We start from the raw sequence: 23,414 nt of genomic DNA, 5'->3' as shown, positions 1-23,414 counted from the left end.
GCTCCTGAGTGGGCATTAGTCGGTATTCTGAGGGGAGTTAATTTTTGTCGGCGCGGATTTTCGCAAAATATAGCGAGGCCGATTTTTGGTTTCCATGTAAATGCGGCCGATATATTCACCCAGCACGCCAATCCCAATAAGCTGAACGCCACCAAGAAACAACACGGAAACCAGGATAGAGGGATAGCCTGGCACTGGGTTACCAAACAGCAGCTTATCCAGGATCATCCAGAGTCCATATAGAAAAGCGAGCGAGGCCACAAGAAAACCCAGATATGACCAGATGCGAAGTGGAACGGTAGAGAATGAGGTCAGTCCTTCAAGCGCAAGATTCCACAGCTTCCAGCCGCCAAATTTACTGTGGCCCGCGATCCGCTCAATACGCACATATTCCACGATATCAGTCTTTCCGCCGACCCAGCTCAGAATCCCCTTCATAAAGAGATTCTTCTCGGGCAGCAGCTTAATATTTTCGACGACTTCACGCGACATCAGCCGGAAATCACCGACATTCTCTTCTATCTGCGGATGGCTGATACTGTTATGCAATTTGTAAAACCAGCGGGCGGTTTTACGTTTGATGTGGCCATCGGCACTTCTGTCAATCCGTTTGGCAAGAACAATATCAGCACCCGCCAGCCACTTGGTGATCATCTCTGGGATAATAGTAATGGGGTCCTGCAAATCCACATCTATCGGGATAACGGCATCGCCGGTTGCGGCTTCCAGGCCGGCAAACAGCGCGGGTTCTTTGCCGAAATTACGAATAAACGACAGGCTACGTACCAGCGGATCGCTCTCACTCAGTTGGGTAATCAGCGCATGCGTTGCATCTGTGCTGCCATCATCAACAAAAACAATCTCAACCTGCCAGGCTGCCAGCGCTTCATATTTTCTGACCGCGTCATAAAAAAGAGGTATCACCTCCTCTTCATTGAATACCGGTACCACCAAAGAGATTTTCATTATTCTCCTTTAAATACGATAAAGCGGGAAAAAAGAAAGCCACACGCCAGACTGATAGCCGATGAAGTGATCAGCGTAATAATCGGATAGAGGCCGAATCGATCAGCCAGATAACCGACGCTGAATGCCATCGCGCCCATAAAAACGACGTAAAGAATATATCGCCACGCTGTCGCCTGCTGTTTAAATGTCCAGCGCGCATTAACAAAGAAAGAGAAGGTAACAGCCAGGCAAAAAGCAATCAGGTTCGCGGTCGACTGGAACAGCCCCAGACTAAGGCAGATAAAAAAAGTCACCCAATGAATCAGGGTATTTACCAGACCCACAGACAGATATTTTGCGAAGAAAGTCAGCATTTTATAATCGTTTCTAACCAGTTGGGAAAAATATACAGCAATCCGTCAGCAATCAACAGTCTGATGCTGACAAAGGCTGACAATCAGTAACGACTCGTCTGATCCATCAGGGCAGTACAAAACTCCGCCATACGCGCCTGAGCTGTCAACTTTTCCTGACAGATCCCTTTCTACCGGCGCATGACTTAGCGTAATATTATTTAATCTGAACCTGATTAAGGCGAACGCAATGCGTCTGGAAGTGTTCTGTCAGGACCGCATCGGTCTGACGCGTGAACTGCTCGATCTGCTGGTGGCACGCAACATTGATTTACGCGGTATCGAAATCACGGCGCTGGGCCGCATCTACCTGAACTTTTCGGCACTGGAATTCGATGCCTTCAGTAACCTGATGGCCGAAATCCGCCGTACACCAGGCGTAACAGATGTGCGCACGGTTACGTACATGCCATCTGAACGGGAGCATCGCGCGCTGAGTGCACTGCTGGTGGCGATGCCGGATCCGGTTTTCTCCATCGATCTGAAAAGCAAGGTTGAACTGGCTAATCCGGCTGCTCAGAACCTGTTTAATCTCGATGAAGAGAAGATGCGCAACTTTAGTGCTGGCAACCTCATCAACGGCTTTAACTTTATGCGCTGGCTGGAGAGCGAGCGGGTTGAAGCGCAGGCGCAGCATGTGGTCATTGAGGGTCAGGATTTCCTGATGGAAGCGCGTCCTATCTACCTGCCGGGCGAGGAGGGCCAGAATGACAGGCCGGTGGGCGCGATGGTGATGCTGAAGTCAACCGCCCGCATGGGCCGACAGTTGCAGAATCTGGTGGTGACCGACGAATCGGAGTTCGACCATATCATTGCCGTCACGCCGAAGATGCGTCAGGTGGTCGATCAGGCGCGCAAACTGGCGATGCTTGATGCGCCATTGCTGTTTGTCGGCGATACCGGCACCGGGAAAGATATGCTGGCTCGTGCCTGCCATCTGCGCAGTGCTCGCGGGAAAAATCCTTTCCTGGCGCTGAACTGTGCTTCTCTGCCCGACGACGTCGCAGAAAGCGAATTGTTTGGCCATGCTGCCGGCGCCTATCCAAATGCGCTGGAAGGCAAGAAAGGCTTTTTCGAGCAGGCGAATGGCGGCTCTGTATTGCTTGATGAGATTGGCGAGATGTCGCCAAGAATGCAGACTAAGCTGCTGCGTTTTCTCAATGATGGCACTTTCCGTCGCGTCGGCGAAGAGCATGAAGTGCATGTCAATGTGCGGGTCATCTGTGCGACGCAAAAGAACCTGATTGAACTGGTGCAGCGCGGGGAGTTCCGCGAAGATCTTTTTTACCGACTCAATGTGCTGACGCTACAACTACCGCCTTTGCGCGATCGTCCGCAGGACATTCTGCCGCTGACCGAGATGTTTGTGGCCCGTTTTGCGGATGAGCAGGGTATGGCGCGTCCGCGACTCTCGCCACAGCTCAATGCGTTTATGACCCGCTATGCGTGGCCTGGCAACGTGCGTCAGCTAAAAAATTCCCTTTATCGCGCATTAACTCAGCTGGAAGGTTACGAACTGCGCCCGCAGGATATCGTGTTGCCTGAACAGGCGCTGGATGTGTCACTGGGGGATGAGGCGCTGGAAGGAACGCTGGATCAGATCACCAGTCGTTTCGAACGTTCAATTCTGACGCGGCTTTATCTCTCCTATCCCAGCACCCGAAAACTGGCAAAACGGCTGGGTGTGTCACACACCGCGATTGCCAATAAGCTGCGGGAATATGGTCTGGGGCAGAAACGCAACGAAAGCGAATAAAGGTCAGGCAGAAGATGAGAAGCGGATAACCGGGTTATCCGCTTTTTTTATTACTTCAGCGCGGCCAGCGCAGCGTCGTAATCAGGCTCTGTGGTGATTTCATCAACCAGCTGGCTGTAGATCACTTTATCGTTCTCATCCAGCACGATCACGGCACGTGCGGTCAGACCTTCCAGCGCACCATCGGCAATTTCCACGCCATAATCATACTTAAACTCTGAACCGCGCAGCGTCGACAGCGTCACCACGTTGTTCAGGTTTTCTGCGCCACAGAAGCGCGACTGGGCAAATGGCAGATCGGCAGAGATGCATAACACCACGGCGTTATTCAGCTCGCTTGCAGCCTGATTGAACTTGCGTACTGATGAAGCACAGACACCGGTATCAACGCTTGGGAAAATGTTCAGAATTTTGCGTTTTCCTGCATACTCAGAGAGCGCGACGTTAACCAGGTTTTTTGCTACCAGTGTGAAAGCTTTGGCTTTATCGCCAGCCTGAGGAAACTGACCTGCAACCGGTACGGCATTACCCTGAAAATGAACAGTCTGAGACATAGTGATTCCTTTTGATGATAAAAAAGATCTGACACAAAACGGCTAAAGATAGCCGTTGTTTATGACATAAATGTTAAGGGTTTACGAGTTCAATTGTGGAATTTAACGTGGCGGGCTGCCGCTGCGTCACACATTGTGGAGTGGAAATGAGAACGGTAAAAAGTTATCCCGAAGCCTGGCCGTTGCATACGCCGTTTGTCATTGCCCGAGGAACCCGGACCGAAGTTAAAGTGGTGGTGGTTGAAATTGAGGAAGATGGCGTAAAAGGCGTCGGTGAAGCAACGCCTTACCCGCGCTACGGTGAAAGTGAAGCCTCGGTGCTGGCGCAAATCGCTACGCTGCTGCCTGCGCTGCAACAGGGTATGACGCGTGAGGCGCTGCAACAGGCACTGCCCGCCGGAGCAGCGCGCAACGCCATCGACAGCGCACTGTGGGATCTTGCCGCACATCAGCAACAGAGTAACCTCTGGCAACTCAGCGGCGTCATCGCTCCGGAAGATGTCGTCACCGCGCAAACCGTCAGCATTGATACGCCTGAGGCGATGGCCAGCAGCGCACTCGCGCTGTGGCAGCATGGCGCAACGCTGCTGAAAGTTAAGCTGGATAATAATTTCATTACCGAACGGCTGATGGCGATCCGTGCCGCTGTGCCGGACGCGACGCTGATTGTGGATGCAAATGAGTCCTGGCATGCCGAAGGCCTGGCGGCACGCTGTCAGCTGCTGGCGGACATTAATGTGGCGATGCTGGAACAGCCTCTGCCAGCAGGTGAAGATGCGGTGCTGGAGAACTTTATCCATCCCTTGCCGATCTGCGCCGATGAGAGTTGTCATACCCGCGAAAGCCTGGCAGCGTTGCGAGGCCGTTATGAGATGGTCAACATCAAGCTGGACAAAGCGGGCGGGCTGACCGAGGCGCTGGCGCTGGCCGATGCGGCGCAGCAGCAGGGCTTTGCGGTGATGCTCGGTTGCATGCTCTGCACCTCGCGGGCGATACGCGCTGCGCTACCTCTGGTGCCGCAGACCCGCTTCGCCGATCTCGACGGGCCGACCTGGCTGGCGGTAGATTCAGAACCGGCGATCACCGTGCGCAACGGCCAGTTGATCATTGCTGCCAGCGCAGCAGGTTAACCATCATCTCAAGGTAGGTCTCCGTCGCTTCATCCACTGAAATCACCGGCATTTCAGCGGTCACGCAGGGCAGGCTGAGATCGTGACACCAACTGCCGAATGAGCCGGGCGTGTCATAACCGACGCTGCTGACGCGGGGAAGGCCGGTGTGGCTGGCCAGCCAGCCGCCAATCCCGACCTGATGCGGGTCGTCAATACAGCCCAGCGGTTCATGCCAGGAGACAATCCAGCGCGGTTTTAGCTGATGTATCAGGGCACAGAGCGCCTGGGTCTCCGGTTCAGAACCCGGATGCGTGCCGGTCGAGAGTGCCACATCGCGCGCATCCGCCGCGCTGTTCCAGCGATAAACCGTATCGCCGGACTGCCAGTTCGCCGCCGGGAAGTTGCGATTGAGATCGACGCCGTTTGCGTTAGCGCGTAGCCCAAGCTGACAGCCATCAGGATTGACCGAAAGCACTACGTGATGCCGACGCATGCCATCAGGCAACGTCCGTAAGGCGGCGGAGAGGGTGGCGATGGCCGCGTTCTCATCGCCATGGGTGCCGGCCAGGATCAGACCGCTGTCAGGATCGCCCAGCGGGGCCGGAAACCACAGCAGCGGTGCACCCAGCACTGAGCGGCCATACTGCTGATACGGAACGTCCAGTTTGCCGCGAAGGGGACGTGGATGGAGTGGCGACATACTCATTTCCTCAATAGGTTTTACTAAAAGTAACGGAAAAGCCGTGCGCGGAAAATAGCTATTTATCTGTCAGCCATTTGCGATAAAGTGCCCTGCACAAGCTGCATCGGCAACAGACTGGTGCAGCACTTCTTTGGGGTAAAGGAGTGATGATGGTAAAGACCTTTCGCATGACGCTGGCAGCAATCAGTCTGAGCAGCGTTCTCACACCCGCCATCGCGGCGAATCTGCCCGCAGGCGCGCAGCTGGCTGAACAGCAGCAGATCGTCCGCCATATTAAAGATGAACCCGCCTCGCTCGATCCGCTTAAAGCGGTCGGACTGCCTGAAATTCAGGTGATTCGCGATCTGTTTGAAGGCCTGACTAATCAGGATGCGCAGGGCAAAATTGTGCCGGGCGTGGCGCAGAGCTGGAGCAGCAGCGATAACAAAACCTGGGTCTTCACCCTGCGCAACAACGCGCGCTGGTCGAACGGCGATCCGGTTACCGCGCAGGATTTTGTCTACAGCTGGCAGCGCCTTGTCGATCCTAAAAATAGTTCTGCTTTTGCCTGGTTCGCGGGTTTAAGCGGGATTGAAAATGCGGCGGCGATTACCAAAGGCGAAATGACGCCCGATAAGCTGGGTGTGGTCGCGCAGAGTAAAAACCAGCTGAAAGTGACGCTGGATCGTCCGGTGCCGTGGTTCCCGGCGCTGGTGGCTAACGTGGCTCTTTTTCCGGTACCGCAGAAAATTATCGCACAGGGGGGTGATGGCTGGACAGCACCCGGTAAACTGGTGGGCAACGGGGCCTATCAGCTCAGCGAACGGGTCGTGAACGAAAAAATCGTACTGACACGCAATCCTCACTACTGGAATGATGCGCACTCCGTGCTGACGAAAGTGACCTTTGTGCCGATTAATGAAGAGTCGAGCGCGACGAAACGTTATCGATCCAACGACATTGATATCACCGAATCCTTCCCAAAAAACATGTATGCGCTCCTGAAAAAAACGTTGCCCGGAGAGGTCTACACACCTGACCAGTTAGGCACCTATTACTACGCGTTTAACACGCAGAAGGGGCCGACTGCCGATGTGCGGGTTCGCAAAGCACTCTCATGGTCTATCGACCGGAAAGTGATTGCTGAAAAAGTGCTGGGCACCGGGGAGAAACCCGCATGGCACTTTACGCCCGATGTCACCGCAGGCTTCAAGCCGCTGCCATCATTCCTGCAACAGCACGATCAGAATAGCCTGAATGCGCAGGCCAAATCGCTGCTCGCTGCCGCTGGCTACGGCCCGGGTAAGCCGCTGAAGCTCAAACTGCTCTACAACACCTCTGAGAGCCATCAGAAGATTGCGATTGCCGTGGCCTCGATGTGGAAAAAGAATCTTGGTGTGGACGTCACGCTGGAGAATCAGGAGTGGAAAACTTACATCGACAGCCGTAACAGCGGGAACTTCGATGTGATCCGGGCCTCGTGGGTCGGTGACTACAATGAGCCCTCTACCTTCCTGAATCTGCTGACGTCGGGTAATAGCAGCAATATCGCCCGCTTCACTAACGCGGATTATGATGCGGTTATCGCCAAAGCCAGTCGCGAGACCAGCGATCAGGCGCGTAATAGCGATTACAATCGTGCCGAGCAAATCCTGGCTGAGCAGGCACCGATCGCCCCCATCTATCAGTACACCAATGGCCGCCTCATTAAACCCTGGGTCAAAGGCTATCCCATCACCAACCCTGAAGATGTCGCTTACAGCCGCGAACTGTGGATTGAAAAGCACTAACCATGCATTGGTAATAGTTTACGATTGAAGACGATTTGCTAACCCCGATTTTTCGGGGTTTTTTATTATTTATCTTATTGATAACGATTGTTACCGATTGCCTGAAGCTGGTATTTACCGTCGGTCACTTTGACGGTACCGTCAAAATTACGTACTCTCTTTACACTCTATACCGTCAGTTTTTGGCGTACGTATGACGGTATTTTTTTGCAAGGAAACCAGATGCTCACCGACACAAAACTTAAAAATTTAAAGCCGCAGGCCAAGCTGTATAAGGTTTCCGACCGTGATGGATTATATGTGGCGGTACAGAAAACTGGTACCGTCACCTTCAGATATGACTATCGTATTAACGGCAGAAGAGAAACGCTGACGATAGGTAAATATGGCGCCGATGGTATATCTCTGGCTGAAGCGCGCGAGAAGCTCATGGAGGCTAAGAAACTTCTGACTCAGGGCATCTCGCCGTCTATGAAAAAGCAGGAGTCAAAAAGTGTTTATCGATCAGCTAACCGTTTCAAAGATTATGCATTGCTGTGGGAAAAGGGCTGGCGTGTTGCAGACAGTACTAAAGAGCTAAGGCTGGCGATCTTCCGGCGCCATGTTCTTCCACTGTTTGGCAACAAGCTGATGAGTGAAATCACACACATGCAGCTCAGAGAGTTTTGTGAAAGGATTCGAGATGAAGGAGCACCTTCTACCGCATTACATGTTCGCACCTTGGTCTACAAGGTTTATGAATTCGCCAGGGAAAGGGGATATGAAGGGGATAATCCAGCGGATAGGATAAAGCCATCGAGTATTGCCAGTTTCACCCCGCGTTCCAGAGCTCTTTCCGAAAAAGAAATAGGGATTTTTTTTAGCGCGGTGGAGCGAACCGGAAGCAGTAAAACGATAATTCTTGCCATCAAATTTGTTCTTCTTACCATGCTGAGAAAGGGCGAATTCCGCAATGCTACCTGGTCAATGGTTGACTGGGACGAAAGGACACTGACACTGCCTGCATCGTTGATGAAAATGAAAAGGGCGCACAAGGTATATCTGTCGAATCAGGCTTACGACATTCTTGTGATGCTCAATGACCTGTATGGGGATGCCACCTACATTCATCCGGGCCGGTTTAGCCCACACAGCCCGTTGTCAGAAGGCGCGTTAAATGCGCCAATCAGAACGGCCCTGGGAATTCTTGAAAAAGAGGGTAATCCTATGGATAGCTTTAATGTTCATGACCTCAGGCGAACAGCCAGTACAATTTTGCATGAAAAGGAATTTAATTCGGACTGGATAGAGAAATGCCTGGCCCATGAGCAACGAAGTATTCGCGCTGTGTATAACAAAGCCGAATATAGCGAACAGCGTAAGGACATGTTACAGCAGTGGGCCGACATGGTAGATGAGTGGATAGAGAAGGGAAAAAAATAAAATCTCAACGTTCAGGGTGATCGCCGAGTGTTTTGTCCGCCAGCAGCGCTGACAGGTAAATCAGTGCTGCCGGGAACCATGCCAGGCAGATAAAGACAGACTGCGGTGAGTGCGGCCCGTCTTCCAGTTTACCCAGCAGGTAAGCGGCGATCATGAGGTAAATCGACAGTGCGATCATAGCTTACCCATACTGCCGTATACCGGCGATGCGTTTAGTTCCGCGTCGGGATCGTTGCTATCGAGCGGCATCAGTAATGCGGCCGGAATATTGCCGCAGTAAGACATACTCACCCGGCCATCCGGCATTTTGCCGTTCAAAGGTCTGGCACCCTCCGGTACTTCGATAAACCAGCAATCGCTCACCATGCCAGTGACTTTAGATTTCAGCATGCCTTCACGGCATACCGTCCGGACCAGACGCCCTACATTGTTCGTGAAGGCTTCGCTGCTGCTGCCAACGATGACGGCCATGCCGCCGGGAGTTAATTTATTCATGCTGCATTACCTCTCGTCATCTGCACCATGCCGCGCGTAACCTCTATCCGGCGCGGCTGCTTGTCGTTTACCTCAAATCCGCCAGGCACCAACTCAACGTTATTGTGTGGATTCTGATTTCCCCAATGGTGCCAGCCTTCAGCATCGCCACGGCTGAACAACTCGATGCGTGACACGTCACCATAGAGAAGCTCCAGGCGGTGGCGGGCGTCCCACGGTTTGGCGCTGTGCTCACCCAGTGGGCTGTAAATAACCTGTTTGATTGATGCGTTCAGGCGCTCCAGCCCTGCACCGCGCACTGCGATCAGACAATCTTCCGTGTTGGCGCGGGTGTAGTTGCCGCCGTTCATGCGCGTCTGGGTGTTCAGCAGGGCCAGCAGGTCATAGAAATCTTCGACCTCGCCATCTCGCAGCGCTTTGTTGATGTGCTGCTCTGCCAACTGATTGAGCTTCACCCAGGTGAACCCCTTCATCGTGCGCACATCGAAGCCCCATGCCTCAGCCAGCGCGATAGCCTCTTCAGCGTGAGTGCCGGTGTACCACATCGCCAGCACAGCATCTGGCGCAGCCAGCGACCAGACCGGCAGGCGCTTGAGGTCAGCCATCGACATGGTGCCGTAGTGGTTATCCGCGGCACCGTTGCTGATGGTGTTGCCATATGACCAAGGCGGGTCGGCATAAATCAGCTGATAGTTCATGCGCGCACCTCACGCGCCGAACGCAGCAGCTGATCCATCCGGTATACCTGGCTGTTGGCCCGGCACTCATCAAACACCACGTTAACGCTGTTCATCGCATTCAGGCGGCGGTTTGCATTGCTCAGCCGGTTGCGCATTTCACTCGGGCTGATCACCACGTTGGTGTTTTTCAGCCAGCAGATGTAGTCCTGGCGGAACCGGGCGCGCATAACTTCGCCGGCGCGCACCAGTTTGCTCAGCGCTGACATTGAGCTTTCACGCTTAAGACCGTGCTCCGCCAGGTGGGCGTGAATATCGACGGACCGGGATCCGCCATGCTCCTGCAGATAGGTGAGGATTAATTCTTTCGATGTCATGATCAGCCCGCCATTCTCAACGCTGAACGCTCAGCGGCTTTACGGTGGTTGGGATTGGCTTCGAACTTCGCAGCCAGTGACGGGTCACGCTGTGCAGCACTGGCATTGCGCTGGCGCTCATCGAGCCAGGCTTCAACCTCGTCAACGTTCCAGGCTACAGTGCGGTTGGTGAGCGGGAAGCGTTTCGGGAACTCGCCATTCTTTTCCATCTGATTGATGGTGTACTCAGACAGCGGCACGCGCTCGAGCAGCTGATCTTTACGGATTGCACCTTTCATAATTTTTTCTCTCCAAAGAAAAGGGGCCGCGATGGGCCCCTGAGTTTTCACTGGTGTTGGTTAAACGTATTCGGCGCGCATGTCGCCAAGCGTGATGCTGAAGCTTTCGTGCAGCTCATCCCCCAGCGCACCTTTCAGGCGCTGCAGGTCTGCTTCAACCTTCATAAAGGTCTCTTTCGCGTCCGGCGCGCTGGCGTCCAGGCTGTTGATCGCTGCTTCAATCTGGCGGCGGGCGTCGTGGTGCTTATAGACTTTCACGGCTTTAGCACGCAGTGATCGGAAGGTGGATTCGGTTAAGTCGTCCTTGTGCTGGCTGATCTTCTCACCGACAGCGCTGGCTTTCTCCAGCGTGTCAGCCTGTTCAATCTCTTCCTGCAGACCGGCAACCAGCACGGCGTCATCGCGATAATCACGAACATCAGCCGATGGTGCTTCGACGCTGCTGCCGATCATGCTGTTCAGGTCAGCGGTGGTGCGCGGTGTGATGTCACGTTCGCCGCGTGGCGTTTCGTCCAGCTCATCCGGCGTGTACACACCCAGCAGCACGTCAGGGGCATGCAGGCGCGCCCAGCGCTTCGTGCAGAGGTATGCCAGCTGTTGCTTCGGATCCTGCTCCCATAGCGGCGAGTTACGCACACCAGCCTGCGCCATGCTGATGGTCAACTCACGCGGCTCAGACTCACCTTTGATCACCGCCGACACGGTGACGGTCAGGAAGTCCGATTTATCGTTCTTGCCGGTACACTTCGACCAGTCGCCGCTCCAGCTGTAATTGATCCGGCTGGAAAGAAGGTTGGACGACGACACGACCGCGTTTACCAGCTGCGCCTCATAGCCCAGCGCGCCATTCACGATGTGCGTTTTCTGTGCCACTGCGTAGGGGTTCATGCCCCATTGCGCCGCCTGCATGGTCACGGCCAGGCAGTCAGCGGGCTTACCGCGCAGATGCTGCGGGATGGCAACAACGCCCTCAGACATCACCTGCGCGAACTGCTGCAGCTGCATCAGGCTTTGCGGGTTGAAGATGGTGGCGGCGGTACTGGTGGTTTCGTTGGTGACTAAGTTAGTGCTCATGCCTGATTATCCTTTTTGCGCGCCCATGCCGGGCGGGAAAGTGATTCAACGCCGCCCCAGGTGTTGGTCAGGCGGCACTGGTGATAGGTGTTCAGATCACGCCGGTAAAGATCGTGACCCACAGCAACATCCTCCTGCTCAAGTTGGAAGACGCGCACCGGGTAGCGGCCGCAATTGATGCTCTCGCTGACAGCGATGAAAACGAACTGCGGGTATTCGTTGAAGTGCTGATAGAAGCCGTCGCGGTACATGGCGTCCTGTACGTGGTAGCGGAACTCATCGACGTGACGGGCAAAGCGCTCCATGTCCGCCACTTTCTTCACGTCCACGATTACCGGCTGATTTTTCAGGAACCGGTCCGGACGGATCCGGCAAAGCTCGCCGGTCTGCTCATCGTCCCAGTAAATCGACGCTTCGCAGTGGCCTTCAGCCTCCAGGAAGTACCGCGCTGCCGGGTGAGCGAACGTACTGTCGCGCATCAGCAGCAGCTTGCGGTGTTCTTCGTGTTCCAGAACGGTCTTGCCTGATTGACTATTTTCTTCCAGAAAATGGGCTGCTCTTTTTTTTCCTTCAGTGGTGCGGCGATCAAACTTTGGAGCTATGACAAAGCGCAGGTCAAACTCCTGCGGCTCCAGCAGGATGCAGTGAAGGGCTGTACCCATATCGAGCGCCGTTTTCTTCTCTTCATCCTCTGGCGCTGTTTTACGCCACTGAAATACAGCTGGGTTAATGGCGATGTCATCCAGCTGAGATTTACTGACGCCGGGGCCAGCGTGATACGCCTCGTTGGGAATGTTGAAGTAAAGCCCCGGATCGCTCGGGGCCATTTTGATTTCAGGTATCGCGGTCATGGCGTCCAGTCCTTACCGAGCCACTCTTTGTTCTGCCAGTCTTCTACAGCCTGCGCCAGGCAGATTTTATCGACCATCTCTGCGTAAGCATCCTGCGCGGCTTCACTGCGCAAACCCGGTAGAGAGGTAAGCAGGAAGGGGTTATAAAGCCGGGTTAACTCTTCCGGCCACTTTGCCTGGAGTTCGTCCGCGCGGTCACGGATCCACTCATCCTTACTGACCTGAGCGTCGTGCTGTTGCCAGCGCTGAGCTTCGGCTATTTCATGCTGTGCATATGCACCCATAAGCACCTCAGTAGTTGATGGTGACGGCCTGAACTTTGCCCATCACGATTGCTGTGATGCAGGCTTTAGCTTGCTCATCGGTGAGACCTGCTGCCACCAGGTCAGTGATAGCCTGCTGGTTGATCAGCCGGCGGTGCTCTCTGTCAGCTGAGCGACGTGCCGTTTCATCGGCGATGCGTTTCTCTTCAGCCAGGCGTGATGCTTCAGCCTCAGCGGCGCGTCTGCGCTCAGCATCAATAGCTTCCTGCTTTTCGCGCTCTGCTTTAGCTGCCGCATCAACCTTCTCCTGCTCAGCCCGGCGCTCTGCATCGATGCGCTGCTGTTCAATGCGAGCAGCTTCAGCTTTTAAATCTGCTTCACGCTTAGCCGCTGCCTCACGTTCCTGCTGCGCTTTCAGCTCAGCCTGGCGGGTTGCTTCCTCTGCCGCTTCGCGCTTCAGCTGCTCATCGCGTCTGCGCTGTGCTTCTGCTTCCTGTTCTTTACGCAGGCGCTCCAGCTCAGCTGCGGCATCTTCACGCTTTTTTGCTTCTGCCAGCGACAACTCCAGCTTTTGCACGGTAGCGTCTTTCGCTACACCGGCCTCGGTGGCCATCTCCTGCCAGGAGTCATCCAGCGCCACAGATTTCGCGGTGGTCAGCCGGGCATTGATGTCTTCGGATGGCAGGTAATTACCCATCGCATCGACTACATCTGCCAGGGCGCGAAGTTCAGCAATTCGCTGCTTTAATGCGTCTTCGCGGGCCTTTTCCGCGTTCTCCCACTCGGTCAGTGGCTGGCGCGTTTCGTCGCGGATCCGGTCACATTCGTTGGTGAAGCGGCGCAACTCAGCTTCGATAACCTTTGGCTGTTCTTTCAGGCGCTTCAGATAGTCGCGGCCTGGCTTTTCAATCGCCGTTTTACTGCGTGACACCTTTGCCGCCAGCGATGCGATACGGTCACGGCCTTTTTTGGTGGTCAGGTCAGGAGTTTCATTAACTGCCTGGCGAATTTTTTCGAGGTACTGATCGAGACCGTTTTCAACGTAAAGCGTTGGCGCCTGATCTTCGGTGATGCTGATAACTTCAAGCTCTGTGCTGTTGGACATAACCGCTACTCCATGTCTGCCGCGCAGCTGGCGGCCATTTTCTGTGTGAATACCCACTCAATGCCTGCGTTGAAGTCAGAGAACTGACGCTCAATGCCCAGCACGCAGGCGGTAAAGGTGTACTTGCCGTTCTGGTAACGATATTTCATTTCTGAATCCAGAATTACCATTTTGGTAATAGTTGGTTGCATGACAAAGAGCCTTTAAGCCCATAAGCGGCTAAGGCGATCTTCCGGAACTGGTCACGGTTAACTGTCTGACTGAAGCGTGTCTGGACGTTTGTCATTCTCCAGAGGTAGCCACAGGCTATGCGGACTATTACAAAAGGCTCTCCGGTCACATCATTAAAGGTCATGATCTGTCTCCGAAAAAGGGATAGGGATTTTCACTTTCCGGGCAGGCGTTCCGGTTCTACGGGTTAGCCGTGCCATCTGGTGGGCGGCCAGATTGGGGGTTGTGATTGCCCGTTTCGGATTGTTAAAGAGCGATTTGCTATTACCAAACTGGTAACACTTGAGGCTAATAATAAGCGTTTTTCAGGGGGTGTCAATCGTTATCACAAGAAAAAATTACCATAATGGTAACTGTAAGGTGGCGTTTATGGCTTCTGGTAGGTATTGAGTGGGCTGGATCGGGTGGCGGGAGTCCGGGCTTTGACGGTATATGGCTGAGTCATACCGTCATGAACCCGCGGTACTTACTGATCTGACTCTTTCTGAGCCTGGCTGATAACAAACTCAATAAAGCTGGTGATCTTCTCTTTGTCTGCCGGTTCCAGTTTTTCATAGAGGTCTCGGTCATACTGAATCTGACGTGCGTCAGTATTCGGGATCAGAAGCTCATATCCATTGCGGCCGAACGCTTTGGCAATAGAGTTAACAGTGCTGATGGTCGGGTCGATCTCTTTATTCAGAACGCGGCCCACGGTTGACTGGTTCACGCCGCTGGCGCGGTGAACTTTACCCTGTGTTTTCAGGTCTTCAGATTTGTCCATCCAGAGGCGCAGGTTGTGCGAAACCACGTCGCTGATCTCCACGTCCTGGGCGACTGGCGGTACATTGTCGCGGTCGTTATCCAGCCAGTAATCTTCCAGCTTCAGTACCCGCTCAATGTTGCGCGCTGCTGCGCTGCCCATCGGCTTATCACGCGTCCATCGACTGATCAGGTTCGGTAATGAACCCAGGGCTTTTGCCATCTGAGTCTGGTTACCTTCGAAACGGGTCTCAAGCAGGTAAATCAGGTTTGCTCTGCGGATCCCGGAAATCGGCTTCATTTGTTTCCTTCATACATGATTTGGGTTTATCAGGCTGCTGGGTGCAATTAAAGCCGATGTTACCTTTCTGGTAAATGCACCAGATTGGTAATACAAGTTGATAAGCGCGACCAGTTAGGTAACAATTCAGTGGATGAAATCGTTATCTGGAGGCCCCAATGGAGCCGTTTGACTTCAAAGAGTTCTGGCAGGGACTGTCGCTGGAAGAAAAGAAGCAGCTGGCTAAAGAGGCCGGCACGACAGTGAATTATATCCGTACTCACTTGGTGTACGCCCGCCGCGTTCCGAGCCGTAACTATATGACGGAATTGCATAAAGCGGTAACCAGCATTAACCCAAATATCAGCAAAGAGCAGTTGCTATCCTTCTTCTACGCTGCCGCGTAACTGCCACACAACCCGCCCCGAAAGCCGCCTACATGGCGGCTTTTTATTACTCTTTTGTGACTAAATATCCTTATAAAACAACCAATCGTTACCAAATATGCAAATGAGCCTTGATTTGTTTTCTGGTTAGGCGAAAATAGTCGTAATAGTAAACGTAGGGTGAGGTAACAAAATGAAAATCATTACTCGCATGGAGGCCGCGAAAGCAGGTCTCAAGCGCTACTACACCGGCAAGCTGTGTAAGCACGGCCATAAAAGCGAGCGTTACGTCTATAACGGCCACTGCGTGAAATGTGCGATGGATTCCAGTTTGCGCCGCCAGGCTCAGATTAAGCAGATCATGGAGAACGCCGCGGGAACTACTTCGCCGGGGGTGGTTTGATGGCAAGCAGTTGGATAAAAGTAGAGGTGATCACCCCCGACAAACCAGAGATTTTCCAGATAGCGGAAATCCTGAACATCGATCCTGATGCGGTTCTCGGCAAACTGGTTCGTATCTGGGCATGGGCTGACCAGCAGACAATCGACGGTAACGCTGGCAGCGTTACAAAGGGAGTACTGGATCGTATCGCTTTCATTACAGGATTCGCTGATTCACTGATCGCGGTGGGCTGGCTCTCATACGTTGATGGAAAGCTCACTCTGCCTAACTTCGAGCGTCATAACGGGGAATCCTCTAAAAAACGGGCACTTACAAACAGAAGGGTGGCTGAGCACCGAAAAAAGGAAGTTAAAAATGTAACGCATCCAGCGTTACAAAAAGCGTTACCAGAGGAAGAGGAAGAGGAAGATATAAAACATAAACCCCTCTCTAAGGACCGCGCGCATCAAAACGGCAATCCTCATCCGAACGTAGCAAACCAGATCCTGGATAACCGACCACCAGCGGCAGGACCAAACGGCCTGGTCGGTAAGTTCACGATGTTCGAAGGCTGGAGGCCTGACGATGATTTTCTGCTGAAGGCAGCGCAGTGGGGGCTTAGTCTCACAGATGTGCCACCACAGACTGCACTGGCAGAGTTCATCACATACTGGCAGGCAGAAGGGAAAGCCTTCCACCACGCGCAATGGGAACAAAAATTTGCTCAGAGCCTCAAGCACCAGATGAGCAGGAAGAAACCAACCGGAGATAAACGCGATGAAAAGAATCGACGAGCTGATGGGTACTGCGGGCCGTGGCGGGGAGATGCCTACGAGTCATCAATCGAAGCAATGGCAGGGCAGCTTCGAGCAGAGGGAAGATCCCAACAGGAGATCTATCAAATTCTGGCAGGAGATGATGGGGCTGTATTCGGATCGGTGGCAGGCGAAGAATGGCAGAGCACCGTCGTTACGCTGGAGCCAGGCGATTTCAGCTCTCACTGACCAGCAGCTTCAGGGCGTCGTTGATCAGTGCATTACCAGATGCTGCGAAGGCAATACCTTCGCACCTGACCTGGCAGAGTTTATGGCGTTGGCCAGCGAGAGCGCAGGTAATCCATTCGGATTGGAAGTCACAGACGTGATGGCAGAGTTCAGCCGGTACAACAGGAACAGACTGAGCTACAGCTGTGCAGAAACATTCCCCTGGCGCCAGCCTGTTCTGTTCTGGATCGTGTGTGACCTTCGCCGGGAGATGTATCAGCGCAATCTCAGCGAACTGGAAGTCGAAAAGCGGGCTGACGTGCATCTCAAAGCCTGGGCCGAAAAGATCCGGCAAGGTGAGACGGTTCCAGAGCCAAAGCCGTTGCTCTCTGAAAAGCCTGTTGCAGCAGCCAGAAACACCAGCGGCGATGGACACGCAGCAGCCATGCGAATGCTTGAGAGAATCAAAATCCGTAATGCGGCCGGTGTTCCAAAATAGTAACAATCCTGCACCAGCGGCATCAGATTTGATTATCCGGTAATTATGCAGGCAAGGAGCAGGCAAAGAGTTAAATCCTCTCAGAACGCGATACAGAGCGTTTCAAGGGCATAGAGAGAAAGCGCAAATAAGCGCATTTTTTTACTTGATAAGTATTACCAAAATGGTAATAGTAACCAATGAGGTAACAGAGGGGTTGTGAGATGCATCCTATCGAGTTCATTGAGAAAAACATCCGCCAGATGATGATTGGCGAAGGTCACGCGCTTCCTGTTGCCCAGGGAGCAGCCAATGCAGCTGTTGACTGGTATCGGCGTTCTTCACAGCCAACGGTGAAGAGCAAAGGGATCTTTGAAGATTGCCTGAGAGAGGCCCGGCTTTATGCCAAGCGCAATCAGGAAAAGACAAAACCCAAAGCAAAAGCATTGAAGGCGAAAGCATGAACAGAAAGCTCTACGCACTGGGCAGACTCAAAACCGGCCAGATGAACAAATCCGAAACCGCCTATGCCGCTCACCTCGAGCTGCAGAAGCGTGCCGAGTTAATCCTCTGGTACCGGTTCGAAGGTATCAAGCTACGCCTCGCTGACAGCTGCTTTATCACCGTCGATTTCGCCGTGATGTATGCCAGTGGCCAGCTCGAAATGCACGACGTCAAAGGCTCAAAGCGGATCTTCAGCGATGACGCCAGGGTGAAGATGAAGGTCGCAGCGGACACGTATCCCTTCGCCTTCAAAGCAGTTTACCCAAAGCCAAAAGCCGCGGGATGGGACGTAGAAGAGTTCTGAACAGGTTAACCAGCGCAGCAAAAAGCGTGTTAACCCCAAAAATTGTGATTTTAGATAACGGTCTGAGGTGAAAAATATTTATGGAAAATAGAAAGTTAAGTGATGTTAAGGGAAAAGAGTTAGTCGCTGCAGGGCATGCGTTTGCTAAAGCGATGGGCATGGATACCGCGCTGATCGATATCGCGAAGATGGTTTCAGAGCTGGCTACGCGACTGGATTGTGCGCTGGTGCGTGGTGATGAGCTTCAGGTGCAGCATGACGCGCTGGCGGCAGAGAATGCGGCGCTGAAGGGGTTTGGCGACAAGTTGAATGATATGCACAACAACCTTAACGGTGAAGGCACAGGGATTCAGGGACGTGCAGAAGTAGCTTGCCAGCAAATCGCTCTGGAATCGGCAATGGAAGAATTTGACTCTATCAAGACCCCAGCCACCGACGTCTACCTTAACTCTGTGCGGGCTGAGGGTGTGCGGTTATTTGCAGCGGCAGTTCAGGGCGGTTGCGCTGTCGGCGACAGGGTGAAAGATTTGGCAGAGGATTTTGCCGCCCAACTCCGCGCAGGAGAGCCATCATGAAAGCAGAAGAGAAACAGGCGCTGATTGAGTGGTGTGAGTGGCGCATTGCGCGTGGCAGCAAAAGCACCATGTCAGAGCAAACCTTAAGAGCAGCAAAAATAACGCTAGCCGCCCTGACCGCGCAGCCTCGCTATCATATTCAGAAAAAACCATCCTATGGCCGTGAATCTGTATGGATTGACGTAGTAAGCCGGGAAGAGGCTGAAACTAACGTATTACACGGCTATCGCTGGCGAATGGTATATGACTGCCCCGCGCCCGCCGTAAGCCTGGCTGAGCTGGTGCCGGATGACACAAAGCGCATGGATTGGCTTGTATCAAAAGCCGTTAACGTCCGCGAGCCTTTGCCCTATGGAAGTCACAATATTTTTTGGTCGCAACAAACTAGCGACGATTGCGATGAAAACTATGCCACGGATTTGCGGGAGCAGATTGACTCCGCCATGCGAAACATTGAGGAGGCGGGTTAATGCCTAAATCCCCCGCCGAACGCAAAGCCGCGCAGCGTGCCAGACAGGCCGCTGCCGGTGGTAAAAAGCTGGAGCTGGCGCTGGATAGTCAGGAACTGGAGATGCTGGCGCATAACTGCGCCGCGCGCCGCCCCGGTCGTGAACCGTATGAGCTGAACGAGTACATAGCGCTGTTAATCCGGAAAGACTCCGCTGAACTGGCGCAGCAGCTGGAAATGCTGGCCCACCAGCAGTGCGGGAAGTGCAAAGAGCATCTGCCGGTGCAGGATTGCCCATGCAGTGGTGAGATGGCATGCTGGGTGACTACGGGTTGGCACAACCTCAAATTAACCGGGTAAAGCATGGCGCGCAACAATAAAACCATCGTCACAATTCTTGAGTACCCGGGCGTCCCACTGGACGCCATTATCACATCAGAAATGGTGGAGCATAATGGCGCGACGGTGCAGGTGGTAAAGCTTTCCCTGGCGCCAGAGGCACATGTAGCCGCATTCTGTTCAATGTTAAGTCGCGGCAATGCTGTGACTTTCGTACAGAAGAAAAAAGGCACAAGATTTGATCTGCATTACGTTGGGTTAGAAGAAGACTACTATCATTTCTTCAGTCATCCAGATAATTGATGTGACATGTCACGGGAGATAAATATGTTTTTGAAATTAAGCGCAACGCACTCACATAGCTCTGCTATAGGCTTATCACAGAACCAGTCTGTGATTGAAACCTACATCAATTTTGACTTAGTGGTGCGGTTTAATCACAGAGAAAGAAATAATTGCACAGCCATACGGTTTCAGGACGGTACAATAATCGGTGTTTCAGAGTCACCAGAAGAAATAATGGCATTATTGCAATAAGCCTTGCTGCTCAATAGACCGCCCTCTCAGGCGGTTTTTTATTGCCCGCGCCAAAATATCCCGCTAAATTACTGTTTATTTGAACAGTGTTTCAGGGCTTTTTTATGCGCACTTTCAACTCCGGCGGCACCCGATTCTACTTCATGGACAGGGGCGAAAAGCTGCCTGACATCCATGCATCGCGCGACTTCACAAGCGGTTACATCATCTGGCCGCGCAGAAATGGTAAGTGGGACGTGCGCTGGAAATTCTCCGGTGACTGGGAGGAGATAGCCGGTCACCAGTTCGATACAGATAACGCTGCATTCCTCTGCGCGCACGAGCATCACGTCAAGCGAAGTTAACCCGCCATTTGGCTGCTGTTATTTGCATGGTACTATTACCAAAACGGTAATTAATTTTGAGGTATTACCATGCCTAAACCGCAATCGACTAAACCCAAGAAGCAGTCAACCAAACCTCTCAATGAGCAGATGGTTCGCTACTGCGAAGAGTACGTGAAAAACCCTGACGACCAGACCGCCTGCGCTATCGCCGCCGGGTACTCACCAGACACAGCTGTTAATCAGGCCAGCCGCCTTATGGCTGATCAGCGCATCAAGGACAGGATTGCACACCTACGCCAGGCGCGCAGCCGTCGGACAAAGATTGATGCTGATTACGTGCTGAAAAGGCTGGTGGAGATTGACCAGATGGACGTGCTCGAAATCCTGACCGATGAAGGCAGCCTGAAGCCCGTCAGCCAGTGGCCCAAAGTATGGCGCACGTCGCTTAGCGCCATGGACATCAACCGGATCCGCATGGCAGGTGCCGATGGTCAGGAAGATATTGAATCGACCATGCAGAAAGTTAAATGGCCGGACAAGGTGAAGAACCTCGAGCTAATCGGTAAACATGTCGGCGTCAGCGCATTCAAAGAGGTGCAGGAGCTGAATATCAACGTCAGCCTGGCTGATAAACTGGCCGCTGCCCGGAAGCGCGCCGCTGGTGGTGGAAAAGATGAGTAAAGCCGCCGATCTTGAGATGCAGCTGATAGAGGATATCGGCGCGTTCACGCATGACCCATTTGGCTATGCGCTGTATGCGTTCCCGTGGGGTGAAGAGGGTACCGACCTGGCTTACTCCAAAGGCCCGCGTCAGTGGCAGGAAGATGCATTCAAACAGATCGGAGTTCACCTGCAGAATCCGGCAACGCGCCACCAGCCGCTGATGATTGGCAGGGCGTCCGGACACGGGATCGGTAAATCCGCGTTTATCTCCATGCTGGTGAAGTGGGGCATGGACACCTGTGAGGATTGCAAGGTGGTGGTGACCGCCAACACTGAAAACCAGCTCCGCACAAAGACGTGGCCAGAGATTGCCAAATGGCAGCGCCTGAGCATCACACAGGACTGGTTCACCTGCACCGCCACAGCCATCTACAGCAATGATCCGTCTCATGCAAAGTCGTGGCGCGCTGATGCAATCCCCTGGTCTGAGAACAACACAGAGGCATTCGCGGGCCTGCACAACGAGCGTAAGCGTATCATCCTGATATTCGACGAAGCGTCCAACATCGCCGATCTGGTCTGGGAAGTAGCCGAGGGTGCGCTGACCGATGAGAATACGGAAATCATCTGGGTTGCGTTCGGTAACCCGACGCGTAACACCGGGCGATTCCGCGAGTGTTTCCGCAAGCTGCGCCACCGCTGGAAGACGGCACAGATAGACAGTCGCTCTGTGGAAGGCACGAACAAAGAGCAGATTCAGAAATGGGTGGACGACTACGGCGAAGACAGCGACTTTGTGAAGGTCCGTGTGCGCGGCCTGTTCCCTTCAGCGTCTGAGGCGCAGTTCATCCCAACCGGGCTGACAGACGCGGCAGTTGGCAGGGTGATCACCCCCGGGCAGGTGGCGCACGCGGCCACGGTTATCGGCGTTGACCCGGCGCACCAGGGCGGTGACCCTGCGGTCATCTACCTGCGGCAGGGGCTGCACACCAAAAAGCTGGGCGAGTACCAGCGCACCACTGATGACGTGCTGTTTGCCAAAACCATCGCGCAGTTTGAGGATGAGTACCGCGCTGATGCCGTGTTCATCGATTACGGGTATGGCACCGGCCTGAAGTCTGTTGGCGATAACTGGGGGCGCAACTGGCAGCTGATACAGTTCGGCGGCGGCTCAACCGATCCTCAGATGGCGAACAAGCGCGGCGAGATGTACAACGCGGTTAAGACCTGGCTGAAGGATGGCGGGCAGCTGGACAGCCAGCAGGTAGCTGAGGAGCTATCAGCGGCGGAGTACAAAGTCAGGCTGAAAGATAGCCGCATTGTGCTCGAGGATAAGACCAGCATCAAAGATCGCCTTGGTAAATCACCCAACGATGCCGACGCACTGGCGCTGACGTTCGCTTTCCCGGTAGTGAAAAAGCTGCATTATGTCGGCAGTAATGAGCAGGGAATGAGCGTTACTGATTACGATCCGTATCTTTAGTTTGATTAGCTATATCTGCCAATCCATAGTTGGCAGAGCTCAGCGCTTCGACCATATTTTTTGGAGTGTTGAATTGCTCAATACCTAAGGATGCCAACCCTGTTAAAGGATAAGAGCCAGGTGATCCGAGCTTTTTAACTTGTTTATCAAGCTCGCCTTTAATCTCCCAGTACTCCTTATCTCTATCATTCAAAGCCACGGTTGTTTTAATTAGGTTGCTTGCTAATTCGTCATTTTGTTTTTTAAGGATAAGAAGATCTGAATTAATTTTATTGTTTTTTTCAATATCTGATTTTAATTTTGCAATCTCATCATGCAAGCCTGTTCTTTCAATTCTATTTTTTTCTGAAACTATATGAGCCACCTCCATGTCTCTTTTTAAAGCATCTATATCTTCGTTTAGCTTATTTATAAGCATGTTGTTTAAAGAAATGCTGTCGGCTTTCTCTTTGGCCTCAATCTTCAAATTTTTATTTTCATCAATGATGGCATTGATATTTGATTCAATGTTTTTCTTTTCTCTATCTTCTGCTAATTTTTTTTTAGCTTCATAGTCGGCAATCTCAACCTGTTTATTAGCTATGTCTATTTTTGATTGCAGTATAAGCATATTGGTTTCATGGTTCGTTCCCTTTTGAAACTTGGTGACAAGCTTGTTGGCATAAGGTAGGGATAGGCATATAAGAATAGTGGTGCATATGGGTCCTAAAATATAACTGCCAACATCGAAGTGAGAATTGATGTATGCGAGTCTGCTTATGATATTTTGCTTACCAAAAAATAATATGGCTAACATCTGCCAATTGAAGCCAATCCATGAAAAAACAAAGGCACCGAGAAAGGGGCTTTTTATCCTCTCTAATGAGCTTTGCCGAAATGCAGAAAATATATCCTTGAAAAAGTCGAGCATAAGTCACCTAATTTAATTTAAGCAAATTTGTTAATGGTTATTATTTA

33 protein-coding genes are annotated in these 23,414 nt (G+C 52.8%); 17 read left to right on the top strand and 16 right to left on the bottom strand.

Annotated features, from left to right (window positions below; genetic code table 11):
* Positions 1 to 15: 15 nt before the first annotated feature.
* Together AC2LB6_RS03575 and AC2LB6_RS03570 are read right to left on the bottom strand one after the other, a co-directional pair.
* A complete protein-coding gene (locus AC2LB6_RS03575) occupies positions 16 to 966 on the bottom strand; it encodes a glycosyltransferase family 2 protein (protein ID WP_490092483.1) in 951 nt (316 codons plus the stop codon).
* A complete protein-coding gene (locus AC2LB6_RS03570; RefSeq protein WP_490092482.1) occupies positions 966 to 1,322 on the bottom strand; it encodes a GtrA family protein in 357 nt (118 codons plus the stop codon). The genes AC2LB6_RS03575 and AC2LB6_RS03570 overlap by 1 nt, the downstream gene beginning before the upstream one ends.
* Before the next feature lie 229 nt (positions 1,323 to 1,551).
* Between AC2LB6_RS03570 and tyrR the strand changes: the two genes are divergently transcribed.
* Positions 1,552 to 3,117 (top strand): transcriptional regulator TyrR, encoded by a 1,566-nt coding sequence (gene tyrR / locus AC2LB6_RS03565; protein WP_490092481.1) that lies wholly within the window; start codon positions 1,552 to 1,554, stop codon positions 3,115 to 3,117.
* 50 nt (positions 3,118 to 3,167) lie between these two features.
* On the opposite strand, the gene tpx is transcribed toward tyrR, so the two are convergent.
* A complete protein-coding gene (gene tpx, locus AC2LB6_RS03560; protein ID WP_090960733.1) occupies positions 3,168 to 3,671 on the bottom strand; it encodes a thiol peroxidase in 504 nt (167 codons plus the stop codon).
* Positions 3,672 to 3,817: 146 nt separating this feature from the next.
* On the opposite strand from tpx, the gene ycjG reads away from it, so the two are divergent.
* Positions 3,818 to 4,801: an L-Ala-D/L-Glu epimerase gene (ycjG, locus tag AC2LB6_RS03555; RefSeq protein ID WP_490092480.1), complete on the top strand. Its 984-nt coding sequence runs from the start codon at positions 3,818 to 3,820 to the stop codon at positions 4,799 to 4,801.
* Here the strand turns inward: ycjG and mpaA are convergent.
* Complete coding sequence (gene mpaA, locus AC2LB6_RS03550; protein WP_490092479.1) at positions 4,776 to 5,483, bottom strand: murein tripeptide amidase MpaA; 708 nt, start codon at positions 5,481 to 5,483, stop codon at positions 4,776 to 4,778. The two genes, ycjG and mpaA, sit on opposite strands and share 26 nt — an antisense overlap.
* 152 nt (positions 5,484 to 5,635) lie before the next feature.
* Here mpaA and AC2LB6_RS03545 point away from each other — a divergent pair, with 152 nt between their 5' ends.
* Positions 5,636 to 7,255 (top strand): peptide ABC transporter substrate-binding protein, encoded by a 1,620-nt coding sequence (locus AC2LB6_RS03545; protein WP_490092564.1) that lies wholly within the window; start codon positions 5,636 to 5,638, stop codon positions 7,253 to 7,255.
* Positions 7,256 to 7,477: 222 nt separating this feature from the next.
* Positions 7,478 to 8,677 (top strand): tyrosine-type recombinase/integrase, encoded by a 1,200-nt coding sequence (locus AC2LB6_RS03540; RefSeq protein ID WP_490092478.1) that lies wholly within the window; start codon positions 7,478 to 7,480, stop codon positions 8,675 to 8,677.
* 4 nt (positions 8,678 to 8,681) lie between these two features.
* Here AC2LB6_RS03540 and AC2LB6_RS03535 read toward each other — a convergent pair whose 3' ends face one another.
* The 11 genes from AC2LB6_RS03535 to AC2LB6_RS03485 form a co-directional block, all read right to left on the bottom strand.
* Positions 8,682 to 8,855 (bottom strand): MFS transporter permease, encoded by a 174-nt coding sequence (locus tag AC2LB6_RS03535; protein WP_419138868.1) that lies wholly within the window; start codon positions 8,853 to 8,855, stop codon positions 8,682 to 8,684.
* Positions 8,852 to 9,172, bottom strand: coding sequence for a hypothetical protein (locus AC2LB6_RS03530; protein ID WP_490092477.1), 321 nt, complete (start codon positions 9,170 to 9,172; stop codon positions 8,852 to 8,854). Before AC2LB6_RS03530 ends, AC2LB6_RS03535 begins: the two co-directional genes overlap by 4 nt.
* Positions 9,169 to 9,870, bottom strand: coding sequence for an MT-A70 family methyltransferase (locus AC2LB6_RS03525; RefSeq protein ID WP_490092476.1), 702 nt, complete (start codon positions 9,868 to 9,870; stop codon positions 9,169 to 9,171). The genes AC2LB6_RS03530 and AC2LB6_RS03525 overlap by 4 nt, the downstream gene beginning before the upstream one ends.
* Complete coding sequence (locus AC2LB6_RS03520) at positions 9,867 to 10,226, bottom strand: hypothetical protein (RefSeq protein WP_490092475.1); 360 nt, start codon at positions 10,224 to 10,226, stop codon at positions 9,867 to 9,869. Before AC2LB6_RS03520 ends, AC2LB6_RS03525 begins: the two co-directional genes overlap by 4 nt.
* A 2-nt stretch (positions 10,227 to 10,228) precedes the next feature.
* Positions 10,229 to 10,504: a helix-turn-helix transcriptional regulator gene (locus tag AC2LB6_RS03515; RefSeq protein ID WP_419138862.1), complete on the bottom strand. Its 276-nt coding sequence runs from the start codon at positions 10,502 to 10,504 to the stop codon at positions 10,229 to 10,231.
* A gap of 60 nt (positions 10,505 to 10,564) precedes the next feature.
* Positions 10,565 to 11,578 (bottom strand): RecT family recombinase, encoded by a 1,014-nt coding sequence (locus tag AC2LB6_RS03510; protein WP_490092474.1) that lies wholly within the window; start codon positions 11,576 to 11,578, stop codon positions 10,565 to 10,567.
* On the bottom strand, positions 11,575 to 12,429 hold the full coding sequence (locus AC2LB6_RS03505) for a PD-(D/E)XK nuclease-like domain-containing protein (protein ID WP_490092473.1): 855 nt from the start codon (positions 12,427 to 12,429) through the stop codon (positions 11,575 to 11,577). Before AC2LB6_RS03505 ends, AC2LB6_RS03510 begins: the two co-directional genes overlap by 4 nt.
* On the bottom strand, positions 12,426 to 12,713 hold the full coding sequence (gamL, locus tag AC2LB6_RS03500) for a host nuclease inhibitor GamL (RefSeq protein WP_490092472.1): 288 nt from the start codon (positions 12,711 to 12,713) through the stop codon (positions 12,426 to 12,428). Before gamL ends, AC2LB6_RS03505 begins: the two co-directional genes overlap by 4 nt.
* A gap of 7 nt (positions 12,714 to 12,720) precedes the next feature.
* The gene (locus tag AC2LB6_RS03495; protein ID WP_490092471.1) at positions 12,721 to 13,797 is read right to left on the bottom strand and encodes a hypothetical protein; all 1,077 of its coding nucleotides are present in this window, start codon (positions 13,795 to 13,797) and stop codon (positions 12,721 to 12,723) included.
* A gap of 5 nt (positions 13,798 to 13,802) precedes the next feature.
* Positions 13,803 to 13,946: a hypothetical protein gene (locus AC2LB6_RS03490; RefSeq protein ID WP_490092470.1), complete on the bottom strand. Its 144-nt coding sequence runs from the start codon at positions 13,944 to 13,946 to the stop codon at positions 13,803 to 13,805.
* Between the two features lie 548 nt (positions 13,947 to 14,494).
* Positions 14,495 to 15,070 (bottom strand): helix-turn-helix domain-containing protein, encoded by a 576-nt coding sequence (locus AC2LB6_RS03485; protein ID WP_490092469.1) that lies wholly within the window; start codon positions 15,068 to 15,070, stop codon positions 14,495 to 14,497.
* A 158-nt stretch (positions 15,071 to 15,228) separates the two neighbouring features.
* Between AC2LB6_RS03485 and AC2LB6_RS03480 the strand changes: the two genes are divergently transcribed.
* The 13 genes from AC2LB6_RS03480 to AC2LB6_RS03420 all read left to right on the top strand — a co-directional run bounded on the left by AC2LB6_RS03480 (position 15,229) and on the right by AC2LB6_RS03420 (position 22,457).
* Positions 15,229 to 15,456, top strand: a complete 228-nt coding sequence (locus tag AC2LB6_RS03480) for a hypothetical protein (protein ID WP_490092468.1) — start codon at positions 15,229 to 15,231, stop codon at positions 15,454 to 15,456.
* Between the two features lie 172 nt (positions 15,457 to 15,628).
* Positions 15,629 to 15,838 (top strand): hypothetical protein, encoded by a 210-nt coding sequence (locus AC2LB6_RS03475; protein ID WP_490092467.1) that lies wholly within the window; start codon positions 15,629 to 15,631, stop codon positions 15,836 to 15,838.
* Entirely contained in the window at positions 15,838 to 16,821 is a 984-nt protein-coding gene (locus tag AC2LB6_RS03470; RefSeq protein ID WP_490092466.1) for a DnaT-like ssDNA-binding domain-containing protein, read from the top strand. Before AC2LB6_RS03475 ends, AC2LB6_RS03470 begins: the two co-directional genes overlap by 1 nt.
* Positions 16,733 to 17,299, top strand: a complete 567-nt coding sequence (locus AC2LB6_RS03465) for a replication protein P (protein ID WP_490092465.1) — start codon at positions 16,733 to 16,735, stop codon at positions 17,297 to 17,299. Before AC2LB6_RS03470 ends, AC2LB6_RS03465 begins: the two co-directional genes overlap by 89 nt.
* Before the next feature lie 203 nt (positions 17,300 to 17,502).
* Positions 17,503 to 17,742 (top strand): hypothetical protein, encoded by a 240-nt coding sequence (locus tag AC2LB6_RS03460; protein WP_490092464.1) that lies wholly within the window; start codon positions 17,503 to 17,505, stop codon positions 17,740 to 17,742.
* Complete coding sequence (locus AC2LB6_RS03455) at positions 17,739 to 18,086, top strand: DUF1064 domain-containing protein (protein ID WP_490092463.1); 348 nt, start codon at positions 17,739 to 17,741, stop codon at positions 18,084 to 18,086. The genes AC2LB6_RS03460 and AC2LB6_RS03455 overlap by 4 nt, the downstream gene beginning before the upstream one ends.
* 80 nt (positions 18,087 to 18,166) lie before the next feature.
* A complete protein-coding gene (locus tag AC2LB6_RS03450; RefSeq protein WP_490092462.1) occupies positions 18,167 to 18,661 on the top strand; it encodes a hypothetical protein in 495 nt (164 codons plus the stop codon).
* The gene (locus tag AC2LB6_RS03445) at positions 18,658 to 19,131 is read left to right on the top strand and encodes a hypothetical protein (protein ID WP_490092461.1); all 474 of its coding nucleotides are present in this window, start codon (positions 18,658 to 18,660) and stop codon (positions 19,129 to 19,131) included. Before AC2LB6_RS03450 ends, AC2LB6_RS03445 begins: the two co-directional genes overlap by 4 nt.
* Positions 19,131 to 19,469 (top strand): hypothetical protein, encoded by a 339-nt coding sequence (locus tag AC2LB6_RS03440; protein WP_490092460.1) that lies wholly within the window; start codon positions 19,131 to 19,133, stop codon positions 19,467 to 19,469. The genes AC2LB6_RS03445 and AC2LB6_RS03440 overlap by 1 nt, the downstream gene beginning before the upstream one ends.
* A 3-nt stretch (positions 19,470 to 19,472) precedes the next feature.
* Entirely contained in the window at positions 19,473 to 19,751 is a 279-nt protein-coding gene (locus AC2LB6_RS03435; RefSeq protein ID WP_490092459.1) for a hypothetical protein, read from the top strand.
* A 338-nt stretch (positions 19,752 to 20,089) separates the two neighbouring features.
* Complete coding sequence (locus tag AC2LB6_RS03430) at positions 20,090 to 20,329, top strand: hypothetical protein (protein ID WP_490092458.1); 240 nt, start codon at positions 20,090 to 20,092, stop codon at positions 20,327 to 20,329.
* A 69-nt stretch (positions 20,330 to 20,398) separates the two neighbouring features.
* Positions 20,399 to 20,992 carry a terminase small subunit gene (locus tag AC2LB6_RS03425; protein WP_490092457.1) on the top strand — a complete coding sequence of 198 codons (594 nt, stop codon included), beginning with the start codon at positions 20,399 to 20,401 and terminating at the stop codon, positions 20,990 to 20,992.
* Entirely contained in the window at positions 20,985 to 22,457 is a 1,473-nt protein-coding gene (locus AC2LB6_RS03420; protein WP_490092456.1) for a terminase, read from the top strand. Before AC2LB6_RS03425 ends, AC2LB6_RS03420 begins: the two co-directional genes overlap by 8 nt.
* On the opposite strand, the gene AC2LB6_RS03415 is transcribed toward AC2LB6_RS03420, so the two are convergent.
* Positions 22,432 to 23,367 carry a hypothetical protein gene (locus tag AC2LB6_RS03415; RefSeq protein WP_490092455.1) on the bottom strand — a complete coding sequence of 312 codons (936 nt, stop codon included), beginning with the start codon at positions 23,365 to 23,367 and terminating at the stop codon, positions 22,432 to 22,434. The two genes, AC2LB6_RS03420 and AC2LB6_RS03415, sit on opposite strands and share 26 nt — an antisense overlap.
* Positions 23,368 to 23,414: the final 47 nt, after the last annotated feature.

Source organism: Pantoea sp. RCC30.1, assembly GCF_058148845.1.
This window is presented reverse-complemented; position numbering and strand designations above follow the sequence as displayed.

Excerpts from the sequence above, each read along its gene's own strand:
- AC2LB6_RS03575 (WP_490092483.1), bottom strand. The coding sequence starts at position 966 with ATGAAAATCTCTTTGGTGGTACCGGTATTCAATGAAGAGGAGGTGATA.
- AC2LB6_RS03570 (WP_490092482.1), bottom strand. The coding sequence starts at position 1,322 with ATGCTGACTTTCTTCGCAAAATATCTGTCTGTGGGTCTGGTAAATACC.
- tyrR (WP_490092481.1), top strand. The coding sequence starts at position 1,552 with ATGCGTCTGGAAGTGTTCTGTCAGGACCGCATCGGTCTGACGCGTGAA.
- tpx (WP_090960733.1), bottom strand. The coding sequence starts at position 3,671 with ATGTCTCAGACTGTTCATTTTCAGGGTAATGCCGTACCGGTTGCAGGT.
- ycjG (WP_490092480.1), top strand. The coding sequence starts at position 3,818 with ATGAGAACGGTAAAAAGTTATCCCGAAGCCTGGCCGTTGCATACGCCG.
- mpaA (WP_490092479.1), bottom strand. The coding sequence starts at position 5,483 with ATGTCGCCACTCCATCCACGTCCCCTTCGCGGCAAACTGGACGTTCCG.
- AC2LB6_RS03545 (WP_490092564.1), top strand. The coding sequence starts at position 5,636 with ATGGTAAAGACCTTTCGCATGACGCTGGCAGCAATCAGTCTGAGCAGC.
- AC2LB6_RS03540 (WP_490092478.1), top strand. The coding sequence starts at position 7,478 with ATGCTCACCGACACAAAACTTAAAAATTTAAAGCCGCAGGCCAAGCTG.
- AC2LB6_RS03535 (WP_419138868.1), bottom strand. The coding sequence starts at position 8,855 with ATGATCGCACTGTCGATTTACCTCATGATCGCCGCTTACCTGCTGGGT.
- AC2LB6_RS03530 (WP_490092477.1), bottom strand. The coding sequence starts at position 9,172 with ATGAATAAATTAACTCCCGGCGGCATGGCCGTCATCGTTGGCAGCAGC.
- AC2LB6_RS03525 (WP_490092476.1), bottom strand. The coding sequence starts at position 9,870 with ATGAACTATCAGCTGATTTATGCCGACCCGCCTTGGTCATATGGCAAC.
- AC2LB6_RS03520 (WP_490092475.1), bottom strand. The coding sequence starts at position 10,226 with ATGACATCGAAAGAATTAATCCTCACCTATCTGCAGGAGCATGGCGGA.
- AC2LB6_RS03515 (WP_419138862.1), bottom strand. The coding sequence starts at position 10,504 with ATGAAAGGTGCAATCCGTAAAGATCAGCTGCTCGAGCGCGTGCCGCTG.
- AC2LB6_RS03510 (WP_490092474.1), bottom strand. The coding sequence starts at position 11,578 with ATGAGCACTAACTTAGTCACCAACGAAACCACCAGTACCGCCGCCACC.
- AC2LB6_RS03505 (WP_490092473.1), bottom strand. The coding sequence starts at position 12,429 with ATGACCGCGATACCTGAAATCAAAATGGCCCCGAGCGATCCGGGGCTT.
- gamL (WP_490092472.1), bottom strand. The coding sequence starts at position 12,713 with ATGGGTGCATATGCACAGCATGAAATAGCCGAAGCTCAGCGCTGGCAA.
- AC2LB6_RS03495 (WP_490092471.1), bottom strand. The coding sequence starts at position 13,797 with ATGTCCAACAGCACAGAGCTTGAAGTTATCAGCATCACCGAAGATCAG.
- AC2LB6_RS03490 (WP_490092470.1), bottom strand. The coding sequence starts at position 13,946 with ATGAAATATCGTTACCAGAACGGCAAGTACACCTTTACCGCCTGCGTG.
- AC2LB6_RS03485 (WP_490092469.1), bottom strand. The coding sequence starts at position 15,070 with ATGAAGCCGATTTCCGGGATCCGCAGAGCAAACCTGATTTACCTGCTT.
- AC2LB6_RS03480 (WP_490092468.1), top strand. The coding sequence starts at position 15,229 with ATGGAGCCGTTTGACTTCAAAGAGTTCTGGCAGGGACTGTCGCTGGAA.
- AC2LB6_RS03475 (WP_490092467.1), top strand. The coding sequence starts at position 15,629 with ATGAAAATCATTACTCGCATGGAGGCCGCGAAAGCAGGTCTCAAGCGC.
- AC2LB6_RS03470 (WP_490092466.1), top strand. The coding sequence starts at position 15,838 with ATGGCAAGCAGTTGGATAAAAGTAGAGGTGATCACCCCCGACAAACCA.
- AC2LB6_RS03465 (WP_490092465.1), top strand. The coding sequence starts at position 16,733 with ATGATGGGGCTGTATTCGGATCGGTGGCAGGCGAAGAATGGCAGAGCA.
- AC2LB6_RS03460 (WP_490092464.1), top strand. The coding sequence starts at position 17,503 with ATGCATCCTATCGAGTTCATTGAGAAAAACATCCGCCAGATGATGATT.
- AC2LB6_RS03455 (WP_490092463.1), top strand. The coding sequence starts at position 17,739 with ATGAACAGAAAGCTCTACGCACTGGGCAGACTCAAAACCGGCCAGATG.
- AC2LB6_RS03450 (WP_490092462.1), top strand. The coding sequence starts at position 18,167 with ATGGAAAATAGAAAGTTAAGTGATGTTAAGGGAAAAGAGTTAGTCGCT.
- AC2LB6_RS03445 (WP_490092461.1), top strand. The coding sequence starts at position 18,658 with ATGAAAGCAGAAGAGAAACAGGCGCTGATTGAGTGGTGTGAGTGGCGC.
- AC2LB6_RS03440 (WP_490092460.1), top strand. The coding sequence starts at position 19,131 with ATGCCTAAATCCCCCGCCGAACGCAAAGCCGCGCAGCGTGCCAGACAG.
- AC2LB6_RS03435 (WP_490092459.1), top strand. The coding sequence starts at position 19,473 with ATGGCGCGCAACAATAAAACCATCGTCACAATTCTTGAGTACCCGGGC.
- AC2LB6_RS03430 (WP_490092458.1), top strand. The coding sequence starts at position 20,090 with ATGCGCACTTTCAACTCCGGCGGCACCCGATTCTACTTCATGGACAGG.
- AC2LB6_RS03425 (WP_490092457.1), top strand. The coding sequence starts at position 20,399 with ATGCCTAAACCGCAATCGACTAAACCCAAGAAGCAGTCAACCAAACCT.
- AC2LB6_RS03420 (WP_490092456.1), top strand. The coding sequence starts at position 20,985 with ATGAGTAAAGCCGCCGATCTTGAGATGCAGCTGATAGAGGATATCGGC.
- AC2LB6_RS03415 (WP_490092455.1), bottom strand. The coding sequence starts at position 23,367 with ATGCTCGACTTTTTCAAGGATATATTTTCTGCATTTCGGCAAAGCTCA.